This window comes from Kushneria avicenniae, from assembly GCF_900112585.1.
Classification (GTDB): Bacteria; Pseudomonadota; Gammaproteobacteria; order Pseudomonadales; family Halomonadaceae; genus Kushneria; species Kushneria avicenniae.
Genome location: NZ_FOLY01000005.1, coordinates 55,589 through 72,433, shown reverse-complemented (window position 1 = coordinate 72,433; position 16,845 = coordinate 55,589). Strand labels below are relative to the sequence as shown.

General features: G+C 60.1%; 15 protein-coding genes. 7 read left to right on the top strand and 8 right to left on the bottom strand.

The features are described 5' to 3' along the window. Positions 1 to 49: 49 nt before the first annotated feature. Positions 50 to 727: a bacteriorhodopsin gene (locus tag BM079_RS11985; RefSeq protein ID WP_090134412.1), complete on the bottom strand. Its 678-nt coding sequence runs from the start codon at positions 725 to 727 to the stop codon at positions 50 to 52. A gap of 283 nt (positions 728 to 1,010) precedes the next feature. Here BM079_RS11985 and BM079_RS11980 point away from each other — a divergent pair, with 283 nt between their 5' ends. Together BM079_RS11980 and BM079_RS11975 are read left to right on the top strand one after the other, a co-directional pair. Continuing rightward, positions 1,011 to 1,742, top strand: coding sequence for a hypothetical protein (locus tag BM079_RS11980; RefSeq protein ID WP_090134410.1), 732 nt, complete (start codon positions 1,011 to 1,013; stop codon positions 1,740 to 1,742). Between the two features lie 127 nt (positions 1,743 to 1,869). Then, entirely contained in the window at positions 1,870 to 2,964 is a 1,095-nt protein-coding gene (locus tag BM079_RS11975; protein ID WP_090134408.1) for a calcium/sodium antiporter, read from the top strand. A 42-nt stretch (positions 2,965 to 3,006) separates the two neighbouring features. Here BM079_RS11975 and BM079_RS11970 read toward each other — a convergent pair whose 3' ends face one another. Then, a complete protein-coding gene (locus tag BM079_RS11970; protein WP_245743017.1) occupies positions 3,007 to 3,723 on the bottom strand; it encodes a Crp/Fnr family transcriptional regulator in 717 nt (238 codons plus the stop codon). 519 nt (positions 3,724 to 4,242) lie between these two features. Here BM079_RS11970 and BM079_RS11965 point away from each other — a divergent pair. The 4 genes from BM079_RS11965 to BM079_RS11950 all read left to right on the top strand — a co-directional run bounded on the left by BM079_RS11965 (position 4,243) and on the right by BM079_RS11950 (position 7,657). Then, the gene (locus tag BM079_RS11965) at positions 4,243 to 4,986 is read left to right on the top strand and encodes a Crp/Fnr family transcriptional regulator (protein ID WP_175489683.1); all 744 of its coding nucleotides are present in this window, start codon (positions 4,243 to 4,245) and stop codon (positions 4,984 to 4,986) included. A gap of 47 nt (positions 4,987 to 5,033) precedes the next feature. Continuing rightward, positions 5,034 to 5,738, top strand: a complete 705-nt coding sequence (locus BM079_RS11960) for a hypothetical protein (RefSeq protein WP_090134404.1) — start codon at positions 5,034 to 5,036, stop codon at positions 5,736 to 5,738. 174 nt (positions 5,739 to 5,912) lie between these two features. Then, the gene (locus BM079_RS11955; RefSeq protein WP_090134402.1) at positions 5,913 to 6,365 is read left to right on the top strand and encodes a LexA family protein; all 453 of its coding nucleotides are present in this window, start codon (positions 5,913 to 5,915) and stop codon (positions 6,363 to 6,365) included. After that, positions 6,362 to 7,657 carry a Y-family DNA polymerase gene (locus BM079_RS11950; protein WP_090134400.1) on the top strand — a complete coding sequence of 432 codons (1,296 nt, stop codon included), beginning with the start codon at positions 6,362 to 6,364 and terminating at the stop codon, positions 7,655 to 7,657. Before BM079_RS11955 ends, BM079_RS11950 begins: the two co-directional genes overlap by 4 nt. 81 nt (positions 7,658 to 7,738) lie before the next feature. Here BM079_RS11950 and BM079_RS11945 read toward each other — a convergent pair whose 3' ends face one another. After that, complete coding sequence (locus BM079_RS11945) at positions 7,739 to 8,767, bottom strand: methionine synthase (protein ID WP_090134399.1); 1,029 nt, start codon at positions 8,765 to 8,767, stop codon at positions 7,739 to 7,741. 26 nt (positions 8,768 to 8,793) lie between these two features. Beyond that, entirely contained in the window at positions 8,794 to 9,777 is a 984-nt protein-coding gene (locus tag BM079_RS11940) for a DUF1852 domain-containing protein (RefSeq protein WP_090134397.1), read from the bottom strand. A 318-nt stretch (positions 9,778 to 10,095) separates the two neighbouring features. On the opposite strand from BM079_RS11940, the gene BM079_RS11935 reads away from it, so the two are divergent. After that, positions 10,096 to 11,580, top strand: a complete 1,485-nt coding sequence (locus tag BM079_RS11935; RefSeq protein WP_090134395.1) for a methylenetetrahydrofolate reductase C-terminal domain-containing protein — start codon at positions 10,096 to 10,098, stop codon at positions 11,578 to 11,580. Between the two features lie 187 nt (positions 11,581 to 11,767). Here BM079_RS11935 and purU read toward each other — a convergent pair whose 3' ends face one another. The 4 genes from purU to BM079_RS11915 form a co-directional block, all read right to left on the bottom strand. Further along, positions 11,768 to 12,634 (bottom strand): formyltetrahydrofolate deformylase, encoded by an 867-nt coding sequence (purU, locus tag BM079_RS11930; protein WP_090134393.1) that lies wholly within the window; start codon positions 12,632 to 12,634, stop codon positions 11,768 to 11,770. 144 nt (positions 12,635 to 12,778) lie between these two features. Then, the gene (locus BM079_RS11925) at positions 12,779 to 13,414 is read right to left on the bottom strand and encodes a sarcosine oxidase subunit gamma (RefSeq protein WP_090134392.1); all 636 of its coding nucleotides are present in this window, start codon (positions 13,412 to 13,414) and stop codon (positions 12,779 to 12,781) included. Then, a complete protein-coding gene (locus BM079_RS11920) occupies positions 13,407 to 16,448 on the bottom strand; it encodes a sarcosine oxidase subunit alpha (protein WP_090134390.1) in 3,042 nt (1,013 codons plus the stop codon). Before BM079_RS11920 ends, BM079_RS11925 begins: the two co-directional genes overlap by 8 nt. Beyond that, entirely contained in the window at positions 16,445 to 16,834 is a 390-nt protein-coding gene (locus tag BM079_RS11915; protein WP_090134388.1) for a sarcosine oxidase subunit delta, read from the bottom strand. Before BM079_RS11915 ends, BM079_RS11920 begins: the two co-directional genes overlap by 4 nt. Positions 16,835 to 16,845 lie beyond the last annotated feature (11 nt).

Here is a 16,845-nt window from a genome sequence, read left to right as displayed (position 1 = left end):
CCGCTAAAAGCGTACTGCCCGGGCCGCACAAAGCGGCCCGGTCATGACCTCAGCGCGTCCGGCTCTGACGAGCGGCATTGAGCGCGACCGCACCAAAGCCGACCTTGGCCGTCACGTCCAGCACCAGATAGAGCCAGCTTTCAACGGTCACCGAGATGATGGAAGCACCGGAGCTGCCTGCCAGCCAGACGATGGGGTAGCACACCCAGAGTGCGGTCAGCATGCCGGCCAGCTTCGAGTAGGGCGCGATCTGTCCATCCTCTTCGGCGTGACGACGCAGCGGTCCCCATACCAGCACCAGCACGACCAGAAAGGCCATCATGCTGATCACCCACCAATAGTAGTTGTAGGGTGCAGAGGAGAGATTACCCACCAGGCCGGTCACGATCATGTAGACATCGGCCGCGATCAGCGCCGCCAGCAGCGTCGCAATGCGCCCAAGCGAGCGACCGGCAAACATGGCAAGGCTGGCCAGCAGAATGGGCGTGGTGATGACCCAGTCGGTATAACGGGCAAAATAGACCGTGCGATCATTGAAGAAGATATCGCCCTGGCCCAGCGCCATGGCCAGGTAGTTGGCAAAGGCCACAAACACGATGGTCATGGCCGCTACGCCATGGCGCTTTTCAAGGGGCGGCAGACGGCGGCTGGAAAGCCAGAACAGCACGCCTCCCAGCAGCATCGCAATCCAGCCGATCGTGAAGGAAAGTTGTACGCCAGATGACATGTCAAGCACTCCATTGCTTGTGAAGGGGTATCGTCACCGGTGTCAGACACAGCGCCAGTCCGTCACAGGACGTGCAGGCGATTTCTGAAACCAGACTGAAGACAATTTAAAGTTAGTCGGGGTTAAATCCTGCATCAAATGTAATTTTTGGTGCAGGATCGCACCCTGGAGGTGTGATCCGGACGTTCTTCTGACCCACAACTGAAACGAGCTGACCCGCGCACTCTGCTACCCTGACGCTTCACATACCTTCCATTTTCCACGCCTATCGAGAGAGGGCGGCATGCTCAGCCAGCTACAGCCCCTGTGGGCCTGGATTACCGACAATGCGATCGTGGTTGGCGGTCTGGCCAGTATCGGCCACGTGCTGATCTGGGGGATCGCCATGCAGGTGGCGGTCAGTGATGCTCGCGCCCTGCGCCGCCCCGCCATCCTGATCAAGCACGGCAAGGGCAATCAAGTCGAGGGCCCGTGCCTGATCAGCAACATGGGCCACGGTGTCGTTTTCGTGGAGTCCATCATGGCGCGCCTGGAGACCGACCGGCAGACGCTGGCCTGCGATATCACCGAACTTGCCGATGAAGATACCCGCCAGCAGTCGCCCTCCTCCGACGAGACCACCACTGATGAGGGTGACACCGGCAAGGGCGGTGGCGAGGAGGAAGGCGAGCTGGTCACCCGCATGGGTCCGCTCAACTCGATGCAGTACATGCAGGCAAGCCGCTTCGATCGCATTCTTGCCCACGCTGCACAGCAGCACGGTCTGACGCTTGAACGTGATTACACCGTCAGTGGCAGCGACGAGACGCTGAAGGCCATCGAGATCAACCTGATCGTCATTCAGGCCACGGAAAAGCGCCCGATCGGCGCGCGACGCCGATTCAATCTTGTTCGCGACGAGGACAATCAGCTGATGCTGGTCCCGGAGAAGAAGAATACCCATATGCTCACCTCCTGGCGGGCGCGCCGGCGAATCGATCGCTGGCGGGAGCACATCACCGTTGAAAGCCTGTAGCGGCTGGGCGTACTGCGGGTGTCACTGGTTCTCCTCGACCATGATCACCACTGCGTTCACCGTTTCATGATCGGATCGCGATCACATTTTGACCATTCAATGACGCCCTTTTGACAGGAGCACCGACATGACGCTGATGACCCTCGTCTACCTTGTTGCCGGCCTTGTGCTTTTAATGGGCGGGGCCGAAGTACTGGTGCGCGGCGCCTCGAAGCTGGCGGCGCTGTTCGGCATCCCGTCGCTGGTGATCGGCCTGACGGTGGTGGCCTTTGGCACCAGCGCTCCGGAAACCGCGGTCAGCGTGCAGTCGGCGTTCAGCGGCAGCGGTGATCTGGCGCTGGGCAACGTGGTCGGCAGCAATATTGCCAACGTGCTGCTGATTCTGGGACTGACGGCAATGGCCGCACCGCTGATCGTGTCGCGACAGCTGATTCGTCTCGATGTGCCGCTTTTGATCGCGGCCGGTCTGCTGGTCTGGGGGCTGGGGGCCAACGGCGTATTGAGCCGGCTCGACGGTGCCCTGCTCTTTGGCTGCATTGTGGCCTATACGCTTTTCATGGTGATCAGCTCCCTGCGCGAGAGCAGACGGGAGGCGCAGACTGCCAGACGGGAAAATCCTGATGCCGAGCCGGCCCCATCGCGCACGCCGATGGCCTGGCTGAAATATCTGGTCATGATTGTGGTCGGGCTGGTCCTGCTGGTGGCCGGCTCCCATTTTCTGGTAGAGGGCGCCACGGCGCTGGCGCGAGCGCTGGGTCTGTCGGATCTGGTCATCGGATTGACCGTGGTGGCCGTTGGCACCTCCCTGCCGGAGCTTGCCACCTCGATTCTGGCCGCCGTGCGCGGCGAGCGGGATATTGCCGTGGGCAATGTGGTGGGCAGCAGTCTTTTCAATCTGCTGTGTGTACTGGGGCTGGCGTCGCTGGTGGCGCCACAGGGCATCCCCGTGGCGGCCAGTGCACTGGTGTTTGACTTCCCGGTCATGATTGCCGTGTCACTGGCCTGCCTGCCGATATTCTTCACCGGCTATCGAATCGATCGCTGGGAAGGCCTGCTGTTCTTTGCCTACTACATCGCCTATACCGCCTATCTGGTGCTGTACTCGACAGGACAGGACAGCGCCACCCTGCTGGGCCATGCGCTGATGTTCTATGCCCTGCCGCTGACCGCGGTAACGCTGGTGGTGCTGGGCGTTCGAGCCCTGCGCAGCCAGCAGGCCTGAGGCCCGATAGTCCTGATGCAGGGCATGGCCATGTGCCGGACGTCACGGGCCGAGATGCAGATAGCGCTCGTCAAACTCGGCCATCTCTCTGAGCCCGTCAGCATCCAGCACCGTCAGTTTCTTGTGCCTGAGCGCCACCAGCCCCTTCTGACGCAGCCGCTGCAGTATCCGGTTCACGTGTACGGCCGTCAGTCCCAGCGTTTCAGCAAGGTTGACCTGCGTCAGGGGCATATCGATCGTATTGCCCTGCCCCTCGGAAAGACCGGCCGCCCTGAAGCGCAGCAGCAGCTCGCAGAACAGGTGCGCCAGACGCGCCTCGGCAGTGCGCAGGCCGATATTGAGAATCCAGTGCCGGGCGATGGCCTCATCCACCATCATGCCCCATGACAGGGCTCTGGCCAGACGCGGAGACGCGTCAAAAATCCGGTCGATGCTCTCCTCGGGAATCATCGCCACCGTGGCCGGCGTCAGGCTGCGGATGCCGTGATCCATATGGGACAGCAGCGTCACATGCAGGTCACAGAGATCTCCGCGAATCAGATACCCCATGATCTGCTCACGCCCGTCAGAGAGCATCTTGCAGCGACAGGCCCACCCTTCCAGCATCAGGTGGACGGCCACGGGGTTTTTACCCTCCTGGATGATGTACTCGCCCTTTTTGAACTGCCTGGTGCACTCCGGCATTGAGCGCAGCATGTCGATTTCACCCTTTTCCAGCACCGTATAGTGCTGAAGCCTGTTGACCAAAGGCTCGATCATTTAAAACCCTGAAAGACGTCGATAAACACCTCGAAACGATAAAATTGACGTGAAATCACAGTGTCGATTTTTGATTCATATTGATGATCTGGATCATTCTTTTTCCAAAAAAACCCTGCCAATCGAAGCAAGCCAGCCATACGTTTAAACACCATCGTTCAAGCCGGCTTTCTACGTGTCACTGCAGGTGCCATCGGACACCATATTGCAACAGATCCTTCCGGCCCATCACATTAATCCGTTTTTTAACCCTGAAAAAAAGACGCTGCTTTCATCCACGCATTGTCCCGAACAACATACGTTATGTATGGCGCCTGTCTCCCGGCGTATATTGGCTTGCCATCAGACACTGCGCGCTGACATTGATAGCGCCATCGACCCGTTACGGGCTGGTGACGACTGCCGGTCCATGCATTGATCGCAGGACGTGACGAATAAAAAGCGAGCGCGGGCCATCATGACAACGGCCTGATGCCAACACGACAGGACGTCCGTCTCTCCGGAGGCACAGGGAGGTCAATGCCCATGTATTCATTCATCAATAAAATAAATTTTTATGCCTGCCTGTCCCAGACGGAAAAGGCCGCCCTGCACGACTGCGTCGACAGCAAGCATCACCTCTCCCGGGGGCAGACACTGGCAAGCGCCGGTGAGAAGACCGACGGGATCGATATCGTGACCGATGGCTGGGCCTGTCGCTTCAAACGCGCCCATGACGGCAGCGATCAGATCATCGCCCTGATGCTGCCGGGCGATCAGTGTGAAGACGTCTCCCCCGTGGCCTGCCCCCTCGATCACGATATCCGGGCACTTTCTGATCTTCGTATTACCCGGCTGGATCGCCGCAAGCTGCTCTCTGTCATATCACCGGATTCCGGTCTGTCCGACGGTCTGGCCTGGTCCTCGATCGTTGACCGTTCCATCATGGGCGAGTGGCTCTTGAACGTGACCCGGCGCCCGGCGGCCATGCGACTGGCCCACCTGCTGTGTGAGCTGTTTACCCGCTGTGCCATCATCGGCCGGACACAGGGCAATCGCATGCATTTCCCGCTGACCCAAGTTGCCATGAGCGAGTCCCTCGGTCTGTCGCCGGTGCATCTCAATCGCTCCCTGCAGCTTCTAAGACGCCAGCAGCTGGTCTCGGTGTGTCGAAAGACACTGACCATTATCGACTGGCCCCGGCTGGTGGCATTTGCCGGCTACAGCGATCATTACCTTCATACCGGTGGAAAGCTGTCGGCCGACCTGCGGCTGGCCTCGTAAGCCGGGCAACCGATGTCCCACCCCGATCACCCGAAGAGTTCTCTCTGATGTTTTCCTCGCTGGATAGCCTGTGGCAGTGGATTACCGAAAACGCATCCACGTTCAGTGCGATTACCAGCGTGGGCATGCTGATCATCTGGGCGACCTATCTGCAGCTGCTGCTGCATAACTTTCGCATGCAGCGCCGCTCGCAGATCATCATCAATCGTGGCAAGGGCCGGGATATCAACTCCATCTGTCTGTTCAGCAACATGAGCAGACAGAGCGTCTTTATCGACCTTGTAATGGCGCGCGTGACCACCTCGAACGCGCAGTGGGTCTGCAACATCACCGATGTCGTGGATGACACCGGCAAACCGCTGGCCATCGTGCGTCAGGAAGAAGGGGTAGATGCCAGCCTGAACGAGTTCACCCGCCAGGGGCCCATGGTGTCAGGCGGCTACAGCGAGGTCGGCACCTTCGCCAACATGATTCACCAGGCCGGCATGACGCAGGGCATCGAGTTTGACGAGCATTTCGACATTGCCGGTGACGGTGCGCTGGTCTCCATCGAGATCCGACTGATTGCCATCTTCGGCTCGGAAACCCATCAGGTCGGCGCCAGCCGAACGTTTTACGTCGAAAAAAGCGACGAGGACGGTCGTCTCCTGCTGATTCCTGAAAACACCCGGACGCAACAGCTCAGAAAGCGCAAGCAGCGGCATATCCTGCAGCACTGGCGACACGAACTTCAGGCTGTGCCGGACGAATGATCGCAGCAGCCTGCGTCTGGCCGCCTTCCGGCCAAGACTGCCCCGCTTCTGCTCTCAGCGGGTATTAACGGCCCTCATCGTTTGGTCGTAGTCCCATATCGATGCTCTGGCAGACCCGGCTACTTATACTGTATAAAAATACAGACATCCACTTTCCTTCACGCAGGCTTTGACATGCTTCATGTCACCTCACCGCAGGCGCTGACCGTCGATCCGACGCCACGCAGCATTCCATGGGCCACCTGTCATGTCAGGGCCGGCATCTCGGGTTTCCCTTCCCCGGCGCAGGATTATGACGGTGGGCGCATCGATCTCAACGAAGCGCTGATCCCTCGCCCGACCTCAACCTTCATGTTTACCGCCGAAGGCGATTCGATGCAGGCCCCCGATGGCGCGGGCATTCATGGTGGTGACAAGCTGCTGGTGGATCGCGCCATCGAGGCCCGCCATGGCGACATCGTCGTGGCCGTGGTGGACGGCGAGCTGCTGGTCAAGGAGCTGCGCCATCAGGATTGCCCGCCGGCCCTGCACTCGGCCAATCCGCGCCATGCGCCTATTCCGATGCACAGCGCCGACTGTCAGATCTGGGGCGTGGTCACCCACATCGTACGCACGGTGCGACGATGAGGGCGCCGATCGCGCTGGTGGACTGCAACAACTTCTATGCCAGCTGCGAGCGTGTGTTTCGTCCGCGCCTGCACGGCCTGCCCGTGGTGGTACTGTCCAACAACGACGGCTGCGTGATCGCCCGTTCGCAGGAAGCCATCGATCTGGGCATCACCATGGGCATGCCGGCGCACCATATCCCGCCGGAGACAAGGCGCCACGGCCTTGAGCTGTGCTCCAGCAACTACGAGCTCTATGGCGACATGAGCGCACGCGTGCTGGCCACCCTGCATACCTTCACGCCACTGGTGGAGCCTTACTCCATCGACGAAAGCTGGCTGGGATTTGAAGGCTTTGACACCTCAACGCTTGCCGCACACTGCCATGACCTGCGCCACACGGTACATCGCTGGACCGGCCTGCCGGTCTCGGTGGGCATCGCCCCGACCCGGACACTGGCGAAGCTGGCCAACCGTCATGCCAAGAAACACCCGGGCACCGGAGGCGTGTTCATGCTGGAAGGCGTGCATCACCCCGAGACACAGGCGCTTCTGGCGCGCACACCGGTCGGAGACATCTGGGGCATTGGCGGGCGCGTCGCGGTGCGACTGCAGGCATTGGGCATCGATACGGCGCTGGCGCTGGCGCAGGCCCAGCCGTCATGGCTTCGACAGCAGTTCTCGGTAGTGCTCGAGCGCACGGCCCGCGAGCTGTGCGGCATCAACTGCATCGAGATGAACGACGCCCCCGACAGCCGCAAAATGATCATGACCAGCCGCTCGTTTGGCAAGGTGACGTCCAATCGCCGTGACATCGAAGAGGCCGTGCGCGCGCACGCATCAAACAGTGCGCTGCGGCTGAGAGCCCAGCGCAGTCTGGCCGGGGCAGTGATGGTCATGCTGCGCACCAACCCTCACATGCGGCATCTGTCTCAGGATCACACCCGCATCACACTGCCCCTGCCATGGCCGACCGACAACACCTTCGACATCGTGCGAACGGCTCAGAACGCGCTGGCACGTCTCTGGAAACCGCAGCGCATTGTCTATCAGAAGTGCGGGGTTCAGCTCATGGATCTGGTGGATATCGACGGTCAGCAGCTGGATGTCTTCCAGACACCGCAGTCGAATGACGAACGACAACGCAGCGACCATCTGATGGCCACGCTGGATCAGCTCAACGCGCGCTTTGGGCGCCATACGGTCACGGTCGGGATGCAGCGCAGTGACGCCGACTGGCAGCTGCGCTGCGCCTATCGCTCGAATCGATGGACCACGCGCTGGGACGAACTGCCTGGTGCCAGGCTGACGTGACAGGTGTCGAAAGCGGCGGCCATGCTCTGCCCCGCCAGCGCATCCTCAAATATCCATGCCCACTGCTTCCAGGGCCGGATATCAGGAAGAGAGCTCCCGGCGGATGATATCGGCACCGGCACTCAGGGCATTCAGCTTTCCTCTCGCCACATCACGTGACAGGGGTGTCATGCCGCAGTTGGTGCAGGGATAGAGTTTGTCAGCATCCACGAACTGAAGTGCCTTTCTCAGAGTATCGGCCACCTCTTCTGGCGTCTCAACAGTATGATTGGCAACATCGATGGCGCCCACCATCACCTTTTTGCCCCGAAGGAGCTCGATAAGCTCCATGGGGACATGAGAGTTGTGACACTCCAGCGAGACGAGATCGATGCTGGACTTCTGCAGCCTGGGGAAAATCTCCTCATATTGACGCCACTCGGTGCCCAGCGTCTTTTTCCAGTCCGTATTGGCCTTGATGCCATAGCCATAGCAAATGTGTACGGCCGTCTCGCACTTGAGCCCCTCAATGGCCCTTTCCAGGGTGGCAATTCCCCAATCGTTCACTTCATCGAAAAAAACGTTAAAGGCAGGCTCATCAAACTGGATGATATCAACGCCGGCTGCCTCCAGTTCCCGCGCCTCCTGGTTGAGAATGGCTGCAAATTCCCAGGCCAGTTTTTCGCGGCTTTTATAATGGTTGTCGTACAGCGTATCGATCATGGTCATGGGTCCCGGCAGGGCCCATTTGATGGGCCTTTCAGTCTGCTGACGAAGGAACCTTGCATCATCGACAAATACCGGTTTCTGACGAGACACTGCACCCACGACCGTGGGTACGCTCGCCTCATAGCGATCACGAATTTTGACCGTCTCACGCTTTTCAAAATCGACACCGTCAAGGTGCTCGATGAATGTCGTGACAAAGTGCTGACGTGATTGCTCACCATCACTGACGATATCGATACCGGCGCGCTGCTGTTCGTGCAGCGACAAACGCAGCGCATCCTGCTTGCCGTCGATCAGCTCCTGCCCCTGCAGTTTCCAGGGAGACCAGAGCACTTCCGGCTGCGCAAGCCAGGAAGGTTTGGGCAAGCTGCCGGCCGTTGACGTGGGTAACAACCTTTTCATGATGGATAACCTTGTTGTCGAAGTGATCAATGAGCGCTGGGGGCGAACCACTGCTCAAGATGCGTCTGGTAGGGTTTAATAAAATGCTCTTCAACAAACCTGCCCTGCTCAACGCCCAGGCGGCTGCGCTCTTCTCGATCGTAAACAATTCGCGTCAATGAATAATCCTGATGTTCCAGGCTGGGCTGGTAAAATTTTCCTGCCGCAGAATTGGCATTATAAATTTCAGGGCGATAGATCTTTTGAAAGGTATCCATCGTGCTGACGGTGCCGATAAGTTCAAGATTGGTGTAGTCATTGAGCAGGTCACCAAAGAAATAAAACGCCAGCGGCGCAACGCTCCCCTTTGGCATGAAGTAGCGCACCTTTAACCCCATCTTCTTGAAATACTCATCGGTCAGGGAGTGCTCGTCCTGCCAATATTCAGTGCCCAGCACGGGATGGTAATTGTCGGTGCGATGATAGGTTTTGCTGCTCGACACGCTGATGCAGATCACGGGCGGTTTACTGAAATGTGCCCTGTAGACGCTTGAGTTGACGAAGCGTTTGAACAGGTTGCCGTGTAACGCCCCGAAATCCTCTGGAACGCTGAAACCCGACTGGCCCCTGTTATGTTCCAGCAGTCGGACGCTGAAATCGTAATCGCGCACGTAGGAAGAGAAGTTATTACCTGCGATCCCCTCAATAGCGGTCTCGGTATTCAAATCAATAATCCGGGTTTTCAGGATCTCGATCAGCGGTAGCGCATTGTCAGGGCGGGCAGCATCCATCGCCATTTCAACGGAAATAATGTCGAGTTCAACGCGATAACGGTCGCCCTCGGGATTGTCCCAGTGCGCCAGTGTGTTAAAACGACCATTGATCATTTTCAGGGTATTGCGCAGGTTCTCCTGACGCTTTTCGCCCCTGGCCAGATTGGCAAAATTGGTGGTGATGCGAGTGTTGTCCGACGGTCGATAATTTTCATCGAACCCCGTACTTTTGATGGTAAATGCAAACGTTTCGCTCATTGCGTCCTGCCACCCTGATGTTCGCTGATTCTTGCCTGCCCACCAGATACCGCCTCAAAACCGCTCTTTTGACTCAGCGGTGCCGTGGACTCAACTGCCGAGCCGTCAGGGCTGCTCCGATATGGTGGACGCCGTCTGGTTAACTGTTTGATATACACATTGTCGACGGCCCTTGATCATGAAACAAACTGAACCTCCTCATATTGATTACAAATTTTTCTCATAATCGAGTGACATAGTGTCCTGACACGGGCAGCTCGGGCGCTGAAAAGCGACGAGCATATCGAGTGAAGCTGCGCAAATTGGGAGAGGCCAGGCATGTTGAGAGAAGCCCTGCGTGAGCAACGCTTTATCTGCGTTGTCGAGTTCGTCCCCGGGCTTTCCGGTGAGCGCGGCGCTGTCTTCGAGTCAATGATGCAGCGCGCACAGCTGGGCCACTGGCCAATGGTCGCCGCAGTCGCGGATCGGGTCAGCAGCAGCCAGGATCTCTCGCCACTGGCGGCATACTCAAGGCTGACGCATTCACTGCCGACACTGCTTCACTTTTCGGGCAAGGATCGAGGGCGCCATGACCTGCTGAGACAGCTGGAACAGATGGATGCCGCCGGCCTGGACCAGCTTCTGCTGCTCAGTGGCGATCGCCTTCCCGGTCATGAGCCCGGTCAGCCGGTACGCTATCTGGAATCGGTGCCCGCGCTGCAGATTGTCCGGCAGGCCAGGCCGAGCTGGCTGCTCGGTGCTGCGCTCAATCCTTTCAAGTACCATGAAGAGGAAGGCGGCGCGCAATACTTCAAGGCCGAGAAAAAGCTCGCAGCCGGGGCCGACTTTCTCACCCTGCAGCTGGGGTTTGATGCACAAAAGCATCGCGAGGCTCGCCAGTGGATGCAGCGGCGAGCAGTGCCTGTTCCGCTGCTTGCCTGCGTCATGCCGTTAACCTTCAAGACTGCGACCCTTCTTGAGCAGGTGCCCGGCGTGGTCATCTCTCCTTCAATGCGCGATCTTCTGGCCGCCGAAGAAGCCGTCTCACGTGCGCATGCCCGGGAACGCAGCCTTTTCCGCCTCGGACTGCAGATCATCGGTCTGCGCCTGATGGGCTATGCCGGCATCCATCTGTCAGGTATCCATACGCCGGCGCAGCTGCAGGCGCTGGAACAGATGATCCATGCTCAGCAGGAAGGGATACAGACACTCGCACAGTGGTCCGCTGCCTGGGAGCCCAGCTGGCAGGTGTCAGGTCTGCCGACCGTCACCTTCCATCCGGCATATGCCGACTGGCACATGGGCGAATCAGGTGTCCGGGCCACTGTGAGGGAACAGTATCGCTATCACGTGCTGTCGGCCGTCCACACCCTGCTGTTCAGTCGCAGGAACCCGATAAGCCGAGGGTTTGGCTGGCTCTGCAGGCGCCCTGTCTGGCGTATACCACGCGGCGCTCGCTGGCTGCATCAACTGGAGCGCTGCCTGAAAGGGCCGGCGGTCGGATGTTATACCTGCGGCAGTTGCCGCCTTGAAGACACCCTGTACGTTTGCCCGGAGACCTGCCCCAAGGGGCTTGCCAATGGCCCCTGCGGGGGCACCCGACTCAACCGCTGTGAGTTTGGTGATCGTGAATGCATTCACAGCGTCAAGTACAGAACGGCCACAACCACAGGACAGACCCATGTCCTGACCGAGCGTTTGATCCCGTGCGTGGAGGCCGACACTCGCCATCAAAGTTCCTGGCCCCGCTGGTTCACACCTGCTGTGGAGGGAAAGCACCACGGCAGGCGCGTGCCGGACGACGCCATAAAGAAGACGAAATAGCCGTAGGCCATGCCTGGTCTGCGACAACGGTGCGGATTCGAGCTGGTTCAGCGCGTCTGTATCGCGCAGGCATAAGCAGGGTCGGGAGGAGAACGTAACGCTCGGCAAGCGCTGTCAGTTCGAGAGAGGGTAAAACGGGCCGCGACAGCGCACGGCCCGTGGCGGGGTGGGTCTGGTGAACGAGGGCTCAGTGGCCGAGAACCACCGTTCGACCCGAATAGAGAAAGACGCGCCGCTCGAGGTGATAGCCGACCGCCCGCGCCAGGGTCAGACACTCGATATCCCGCCCCTTGGCCACCAGGTCTTCCGGGTAGTGGGCATGATCCACCGTCTCGACACCCTGGGCGATAATGGGGCCTTCATCAAGGTCGTTGTTGATGTAGTGCGCCGTGGCACCCACCAGCTTGACGCCTTTCTCGTAGGCCTGGTGGTAGGGCTTTGCACCCTTGAAACCGGGCAGCAGCGAGTGGTGAATATTGATGGCCCGCCCGGCCAGCACGTCACACATGTGCGCCGAAAGCACCTGCATGTAGCGCGCCAGAATCACCAGCTCGGCGCCGGTCTGTTCGACAATCTGAAGGATCTCACGCTCCTGATGTTCGCGGGTCTCCGGCGTGACCGGCAGATGATACCAGGGCAGACCGTGCCACTGGGCCAGCGGCTCCAGATCGGGATGGTTGGAGACGACCGCGCAGATCTCCATCGGCAACTGATCAGTGCGATAGCGATAGAGCAGATCGTTCAGGCAGTGGTCGGCCTTCGAGACCATGATCACGACCTTTGTACGCTTGTTGGGCGGCGTCAGTTCAAACGTCATGTCGAACGCCTGCGCGCGCTCGCCGAAGTCCTTCTCGAAGGTCTCGCTGCTGAAACCGTCCTCCAGCGGGCGGAACTCGGCACGGATGAAAAACCCTTCGTTCAGTCGATCGTCAAAGGAACTGAGCTCGGTGATATAGCAGCGCTGCTCCTTGAGAAAGCGCGTGACGACATCCACGGTGCCCAGCAGGCTGGGGCACTGGGCCGCAAGGATCCAGGTATCGGCGGTTCGGGTCATGGCGTGTCTCTTGTTGGCCCCTTGTGCTGTCAAATCGAAGCTTGTCAGACCGGGACGTTTCAGGTCGGTTATTGCCGGGTCAGAGGCAGGTGATCGGGATGAAAAAAGGCCGGAGGCGATTGCCTCCGGCCTTTTGATCGGCACTTAACGTGTGACGCTGACGCCGTACTCTCTTGAGGCATCCAGCAGCCAGCGATAGCAGTAATCGGCAAAGCTGCGGCGCAGTATCAGCTCCCAGCCATCCTCCTGCGTCCGGCGCACGATAATGGTGGCCTTGGCAAAGGTCGTCGAAACACCCTTGCCAACCGGGAACGCGTGCGGATGCACATCGTAGGAGATGGATTTCATGAGCACTTCACGGGCCCGACTGCCCTTCAGGGACATCAGTGTCTGACCGCCACTGACGTTGACGATGCTGAAGTGAGCCTGTCCCAGCGACTGGCGCAGTTTCTGCTCAAGCTCGAACTCTTCGCCGCCGGGCACAATGACCAGCCACTCATCCGGAGAGAGCCACTGGATCGAGCGCTCGCCGCTGTCATCGCTGACCACTGCCAGCGGTTTGGCCGGCAGCGCCATGTCCATGACCTCGCGCACCGCCTCGTCCATGACGATGGCACCGCCGCGCAGGATCAGCTGCCCCATGAAGGGCTTTTCGCTGAGGATCACGCCCGGATTCGAGGCGTGCGGCAGTGACTTCTGCTCGTGCAGCGACCACTCCAGGGGGGACTCGGCCCTTGATGTGTCGGTCGGGCGACTCTGGAATTCCTTGACGTCAGACATTCTGGCGCTCTCCCTTGGGGTCGATAAAGACGGTGCTGACGACTTCAGCCTCGTGCACCTTGCCGTCGGACATGGGCAGATACACCGTTTCTCCCATGCGCTCGCGGCCCTTTTTCAGCACGGCCAGCGCAAAGCCGCTGTCGAGTTCCGGGCTGTAGTAGCTCGAGGTCACATGGCCCATCATGCTCATGGGAATGCTCTCGTTGGGATCGAGCACGATCTGCGCGCCCTCTTCCAGCACCACTTTCGGATCCTTCGGCTTGAGCCCCACCAGCTGCTTGCGGTCACCACGCATGGTATCCGGGCGGCTCAGGGCGCGCTTGCCGATCCAGTGGAACGGCTTGTCGTAGCCGATCGCCCAGTGCATGCCCAGATCTTCGGGCGTGACCGAACCATCGGTGTCCTGACCGACGATGATCAGACCCTTCTCGGCGCGCAAAACGTGCATCGTCTCGGTGCCGTAGGGGGTCAGATTGTACTTCTCGCCGTGTTCAAACAGGGTCTTCCACACCTGCATGGCGTAGTTGGCCTGCACGTTGATCTCGTAGGCCAGCTCGCCGGTGAACGAGATACGGAACACGCGCGCCGGTACGCCGGCCACGTTGCCTTCCTTCCAGTCCATGAACTTGAACTTTTCGCGATCAAGATCGATGTCGGTGACTTCCGACATCAGCTTGCGCGCGTCCGGCCCGGTCACGGTCATGGTGGCCCAGTGGTCGGTCACCGAGTTGAAGTAGACCTGCAGTTCCGGCCATTCGGTCTGATGCCAGATTTCCAGCCACTCCAGCACGCCGGCTGCGCCACCGGTGGTGGTGGTCATCAGGAAGTGGTTATCGCCCAGGCAGCTGGTGGTCCCATCGTCCATCAGCATGCCGTCGTCCTTGCACATCAGGCCGTAACGAACGCGGCCCGGCGCCAGCTTGGCCCACTTGTTGGTGTAGACACGACCCAGAAATTCACGAGCATCCGGGCCCTGAATGTCGATCTTGCCGAGCGTCGAGGCATCCAGAATGCCCACACCCTGGCGAACGGCGAGACATTCACGGGCGACCGCCTCGTGCATGCTCTCCTTCTTGCCGTTGGCGCTGTGCGGGAAGTACCAGGGGCGCTTCCACTGGCCGACGTCCTCGAACTCGGCGCCGTTTTCGACGTGCCACTGATGCAGCGCGGTATAGCGCTTGGGATCAAACAGCTCGTCGCAGTGACGACCAACGATCGCCCCGAAGGTGATCGGCGTATAGTTCGGGCGGAAGACCGTGGTGCCCACCTCAGGGATAGAACGACCCAGGCAGCGTGCCGCGATCGCCATACCATTGATGTTGCCCAGCTTGCCCTGATCGGTACCAAAGCCCAGCGCGGTGTAGCGCTTGACGTGCTCGATGGACTCGAAGCCTTCACGGGTCGCCAGTTCGATGGCGGACGCCGTGACGTCGTTCTGCATGTCGACGAACTGCTTGGGAACGCGCAGGCCCTTCTTCTCGTGCGGCACCTGATAGATCGCACAGGACTCACCGTCACGACGCTTGCGGGTCGCGGGCAGCGCGAGCTCCTCGGCCGATTCGATACCGCTGTCGAGCGCGGCCTGGCGACCGGCGCGAGCGCCGTCGGCCAGGGTCTCTTCAAGGGCGTAATGACCCGAGACGCCGCCGGCAGCAATCAATCCCTTCACCTCACCGGGCACAAAGCCCAGCAGCTTGTCATCCCACTGCGGACGCGTACCGGTGTGCGAGGCCAGGTGAACCACCGGGCTGTAGCCACCGGAGCTGGCGATGGTGTCGCACTCCAGATCCTCGATACTTCCGGTGATCACGAAATGGTTCAGATCGACGGCCGAGACGCGAGCGCCGCTGACGCGCTGGGTGCCCTTCGCCTCGATCACGGCACTGCCGGTGATGACGCGAATGCCGCTGTCACGCGCCTGACGGACCAGATCACCCTCCGGGTTGGCGCGGGCATCGACGATGGCCACGACCTTGCGGCCGGCTTCCTGCCAGTCCAGCGCCGCTCGATAGGCGTGATCATTGCTGGTGGAAAGCACCAGGCTGTTGCCGGGCACGACGCCGTAGCGACGGATATAGGTCGATACCGCACCGGCGACCATGTTGCCGGGCAGATCGTTGTTGGCATACACCAGCGGGCGCTCGTGAGTGCCGCTGGCCAGTACCACGCGAGTAGCCCGGACGCGGTGCATCCGTGCCCGCGGCATGCCGGGGAAACCGGCATCGCTTGCGGTGTCGGCCAGATGTTCGGTACGGCGCTCGTGCAGCGTGACGAAGTTATGATCGTGATAGCCGTTGGCGGTGGTGCGCGGCAGCAGCGTCACGTTTTCCATCGAGCCAAGCTCGGTCAGCGTCTGCTCGACCCAGCGTACGGCAGCGACGTCATCCAGCGTTTCGCGGCTGTCCAGCAGCGAACCGCCCATCTCTTCCTGCTCGTCACAGAGAATCACGCGGGCACCGCTGCGGGCAGCACTCAGTGCCGCAGAAAGACCGGCGGGGCCGGCACCGACGACCAGCACATCACAGTGATGGTGCATGTGGTCATAGATGTCCGGATCGGACTCGGTCGGCGCGCGACCCAGGCCTGCGCCCATGCGGATGTACTTTTCATAGGTCATCCACATTGAGGCCGGCGACATGAAGGTCTTGTAGTAGAAGCCCGGCGGCATGAAGTTGCCGCCCAGCTTGCCGACCCAGCTCATTACATCGCGCTGAACGTTGGGCCAGCCGTTGGTGCTGCGCGCCACCAGCCCGTTGTAAAGGCCCTGCTGAGTGGCGCGCACGTTGGGGACCTGAGTGTCCTTGCGAGCGCCCAGCTGCACCAGCGCATTGGGCTCCTCGGCACCGGCAGCAACGATGCCGCGGGCACGAGAGTATTTGAAGCTGCGGTTGACGATATCAACGCCGTTGGCCAGCAGCGCCGAGGCCAGAGTGTCACCGGCAAAGCCCTGATAGCGCTGCCCGTTGAAGGTGAACTCGAGACCGCGCGAGCGATCGATGCGCCCGCCTGCCGAAATCCGGTTGGTCTGGGTCATGACGAGGTCTCCTCATTGAGCGCCTTGTTCTCGGGCCGGGCACCGACGGTCTGCCAGCCGCCGTCAGCTGCCTGCACGCCCTGCTCCTTGCGTACCCTTTCGGTTTCAGCCGTGATGGTCGGCTGCTCGCCCATCGGGTAGGTCTCGAGAATTTCGTAGGTCACCGTGTTACGGGTGATGTTGAAAAACTTGCGACAGCCGACGGAGTGCACCCACATCTCGTGGTGGATGCCGCGCGGGTTATCGCGGAAGAACAGGTAGTCGCCCCACTCTTCATCGCTGGTATTTTCCGGATCCTCGGGACGCAGGAGATGGGCCTGGCCGCGGGGATGGAATTCCTCTTCCTCGCGATGCTCCTTGCAGTAAGGGCAATAGATATAAAACATGATGGCTCTCC

Bases quoted from the DNA above. Each gene is read 5' to 3' on its own strand.
- BM079_RS11985 (WP_090134412.1), bottom strand. From the start codon at position 727: ATGTCATCTGGCGTACAACTTTCCTTCACGATCGGCTGGATTGCGATG.
- BM079_RS11980 (WP_090134410.1), top strand. From the start codon at position 1,011: ATGCTCAGCCAGCTACAGCCCCTGTGGGCCTGGATTACCGACAATGCG.
- BM079_RS11975 (WP_090134408.1), top strand. From the start codon at position 1,870: ATGACGCTGATGACCCTCGTCTACCTTGTTGCCGGCCTTGTGCTTTTA.
- BM079_RS11970 (WP_245743017.1), bottom strand. From the start codon at position 3,723: ATGATCGAGCCTTTGGTCAACAGGCTTCAGCACTATACGGTGCTGGAA.
- BM079_RS11965 (WP_175489683.1), top strand. From the start codon at position 4,243: ATGCCCATGTATTCATTCATCAATAAAATAAATTTTTATGCCTGCCTG.
- BM079_RS11960 (WP_090134404.1), top strand. From the start codon at position 5,034: ATGTTTTCCTCGCTGGATAGCCTGTGGCAGTGGATTACCGAAAACGCA.
- BM079_RS11955 (WP_090134402.1), top strand. From the start codon at position 5,913: ATGCTTCATGTCACCTCACCGCAGGCGCTGACCGTCGATCCGACGCCA.
- BM079_RS11950 (WP_090134400.1), top strand. From the start codon at position 6,362: ATGAGGGCGCCGATCGCGCTGGTGGACTGCAACAACTTCTATGCCAGC.
- BM079_RS11945 (WP_090134399.1), bottom strand. From the start codon at position 8,767: ATGAAAAGGTTGTTACCCACGTCAACGGCCGGCAGCTTGCCCAAACCT.
- BM079_RS11940 (WP_090134397.1), bottom strand. From the start codon at position 9,777: ATGAGCGAAACGTTTGCATTTACCATCAAAAGTACGGGGTTCGATGAA.
- BM079_RS11935 (WP_090134395.1), top strand. From the start codon at position 10,096: ATGTTGAGAGAAGCCCTGCGTGAGCAACGCTTTATCTGCGTTGTCGAG.
- purU (WP_090134393.1), bottom strand. From the start codon at position 12,634: ATGACCCGAACCGCCGATACCTGGATCCTTGCGGCCCAGTGCCCCAGC.
- BM079_RS11925 (WP_090134392.1), bottom strand. From the start codon at position 13,414: ATGTCTGACGTCAAGGAATTCCAGAGTCGCCCGACCGACACATCAAGG.
- BM079_RS11920 (WP_090134390.1), bottom strand. From the start codon at position 16,448: ATGACCCAGACCAACCGGATTTCGGCAGGCGGGCGCATCGATCGCTCG.
- BM079_RS11915 (WP_090134388.1), bottom strand. From the start codon at position 16,834: ATGTTTTATATCTATTGCCCTTACTGCAAGGAGCATCGCGAGGAAGAG.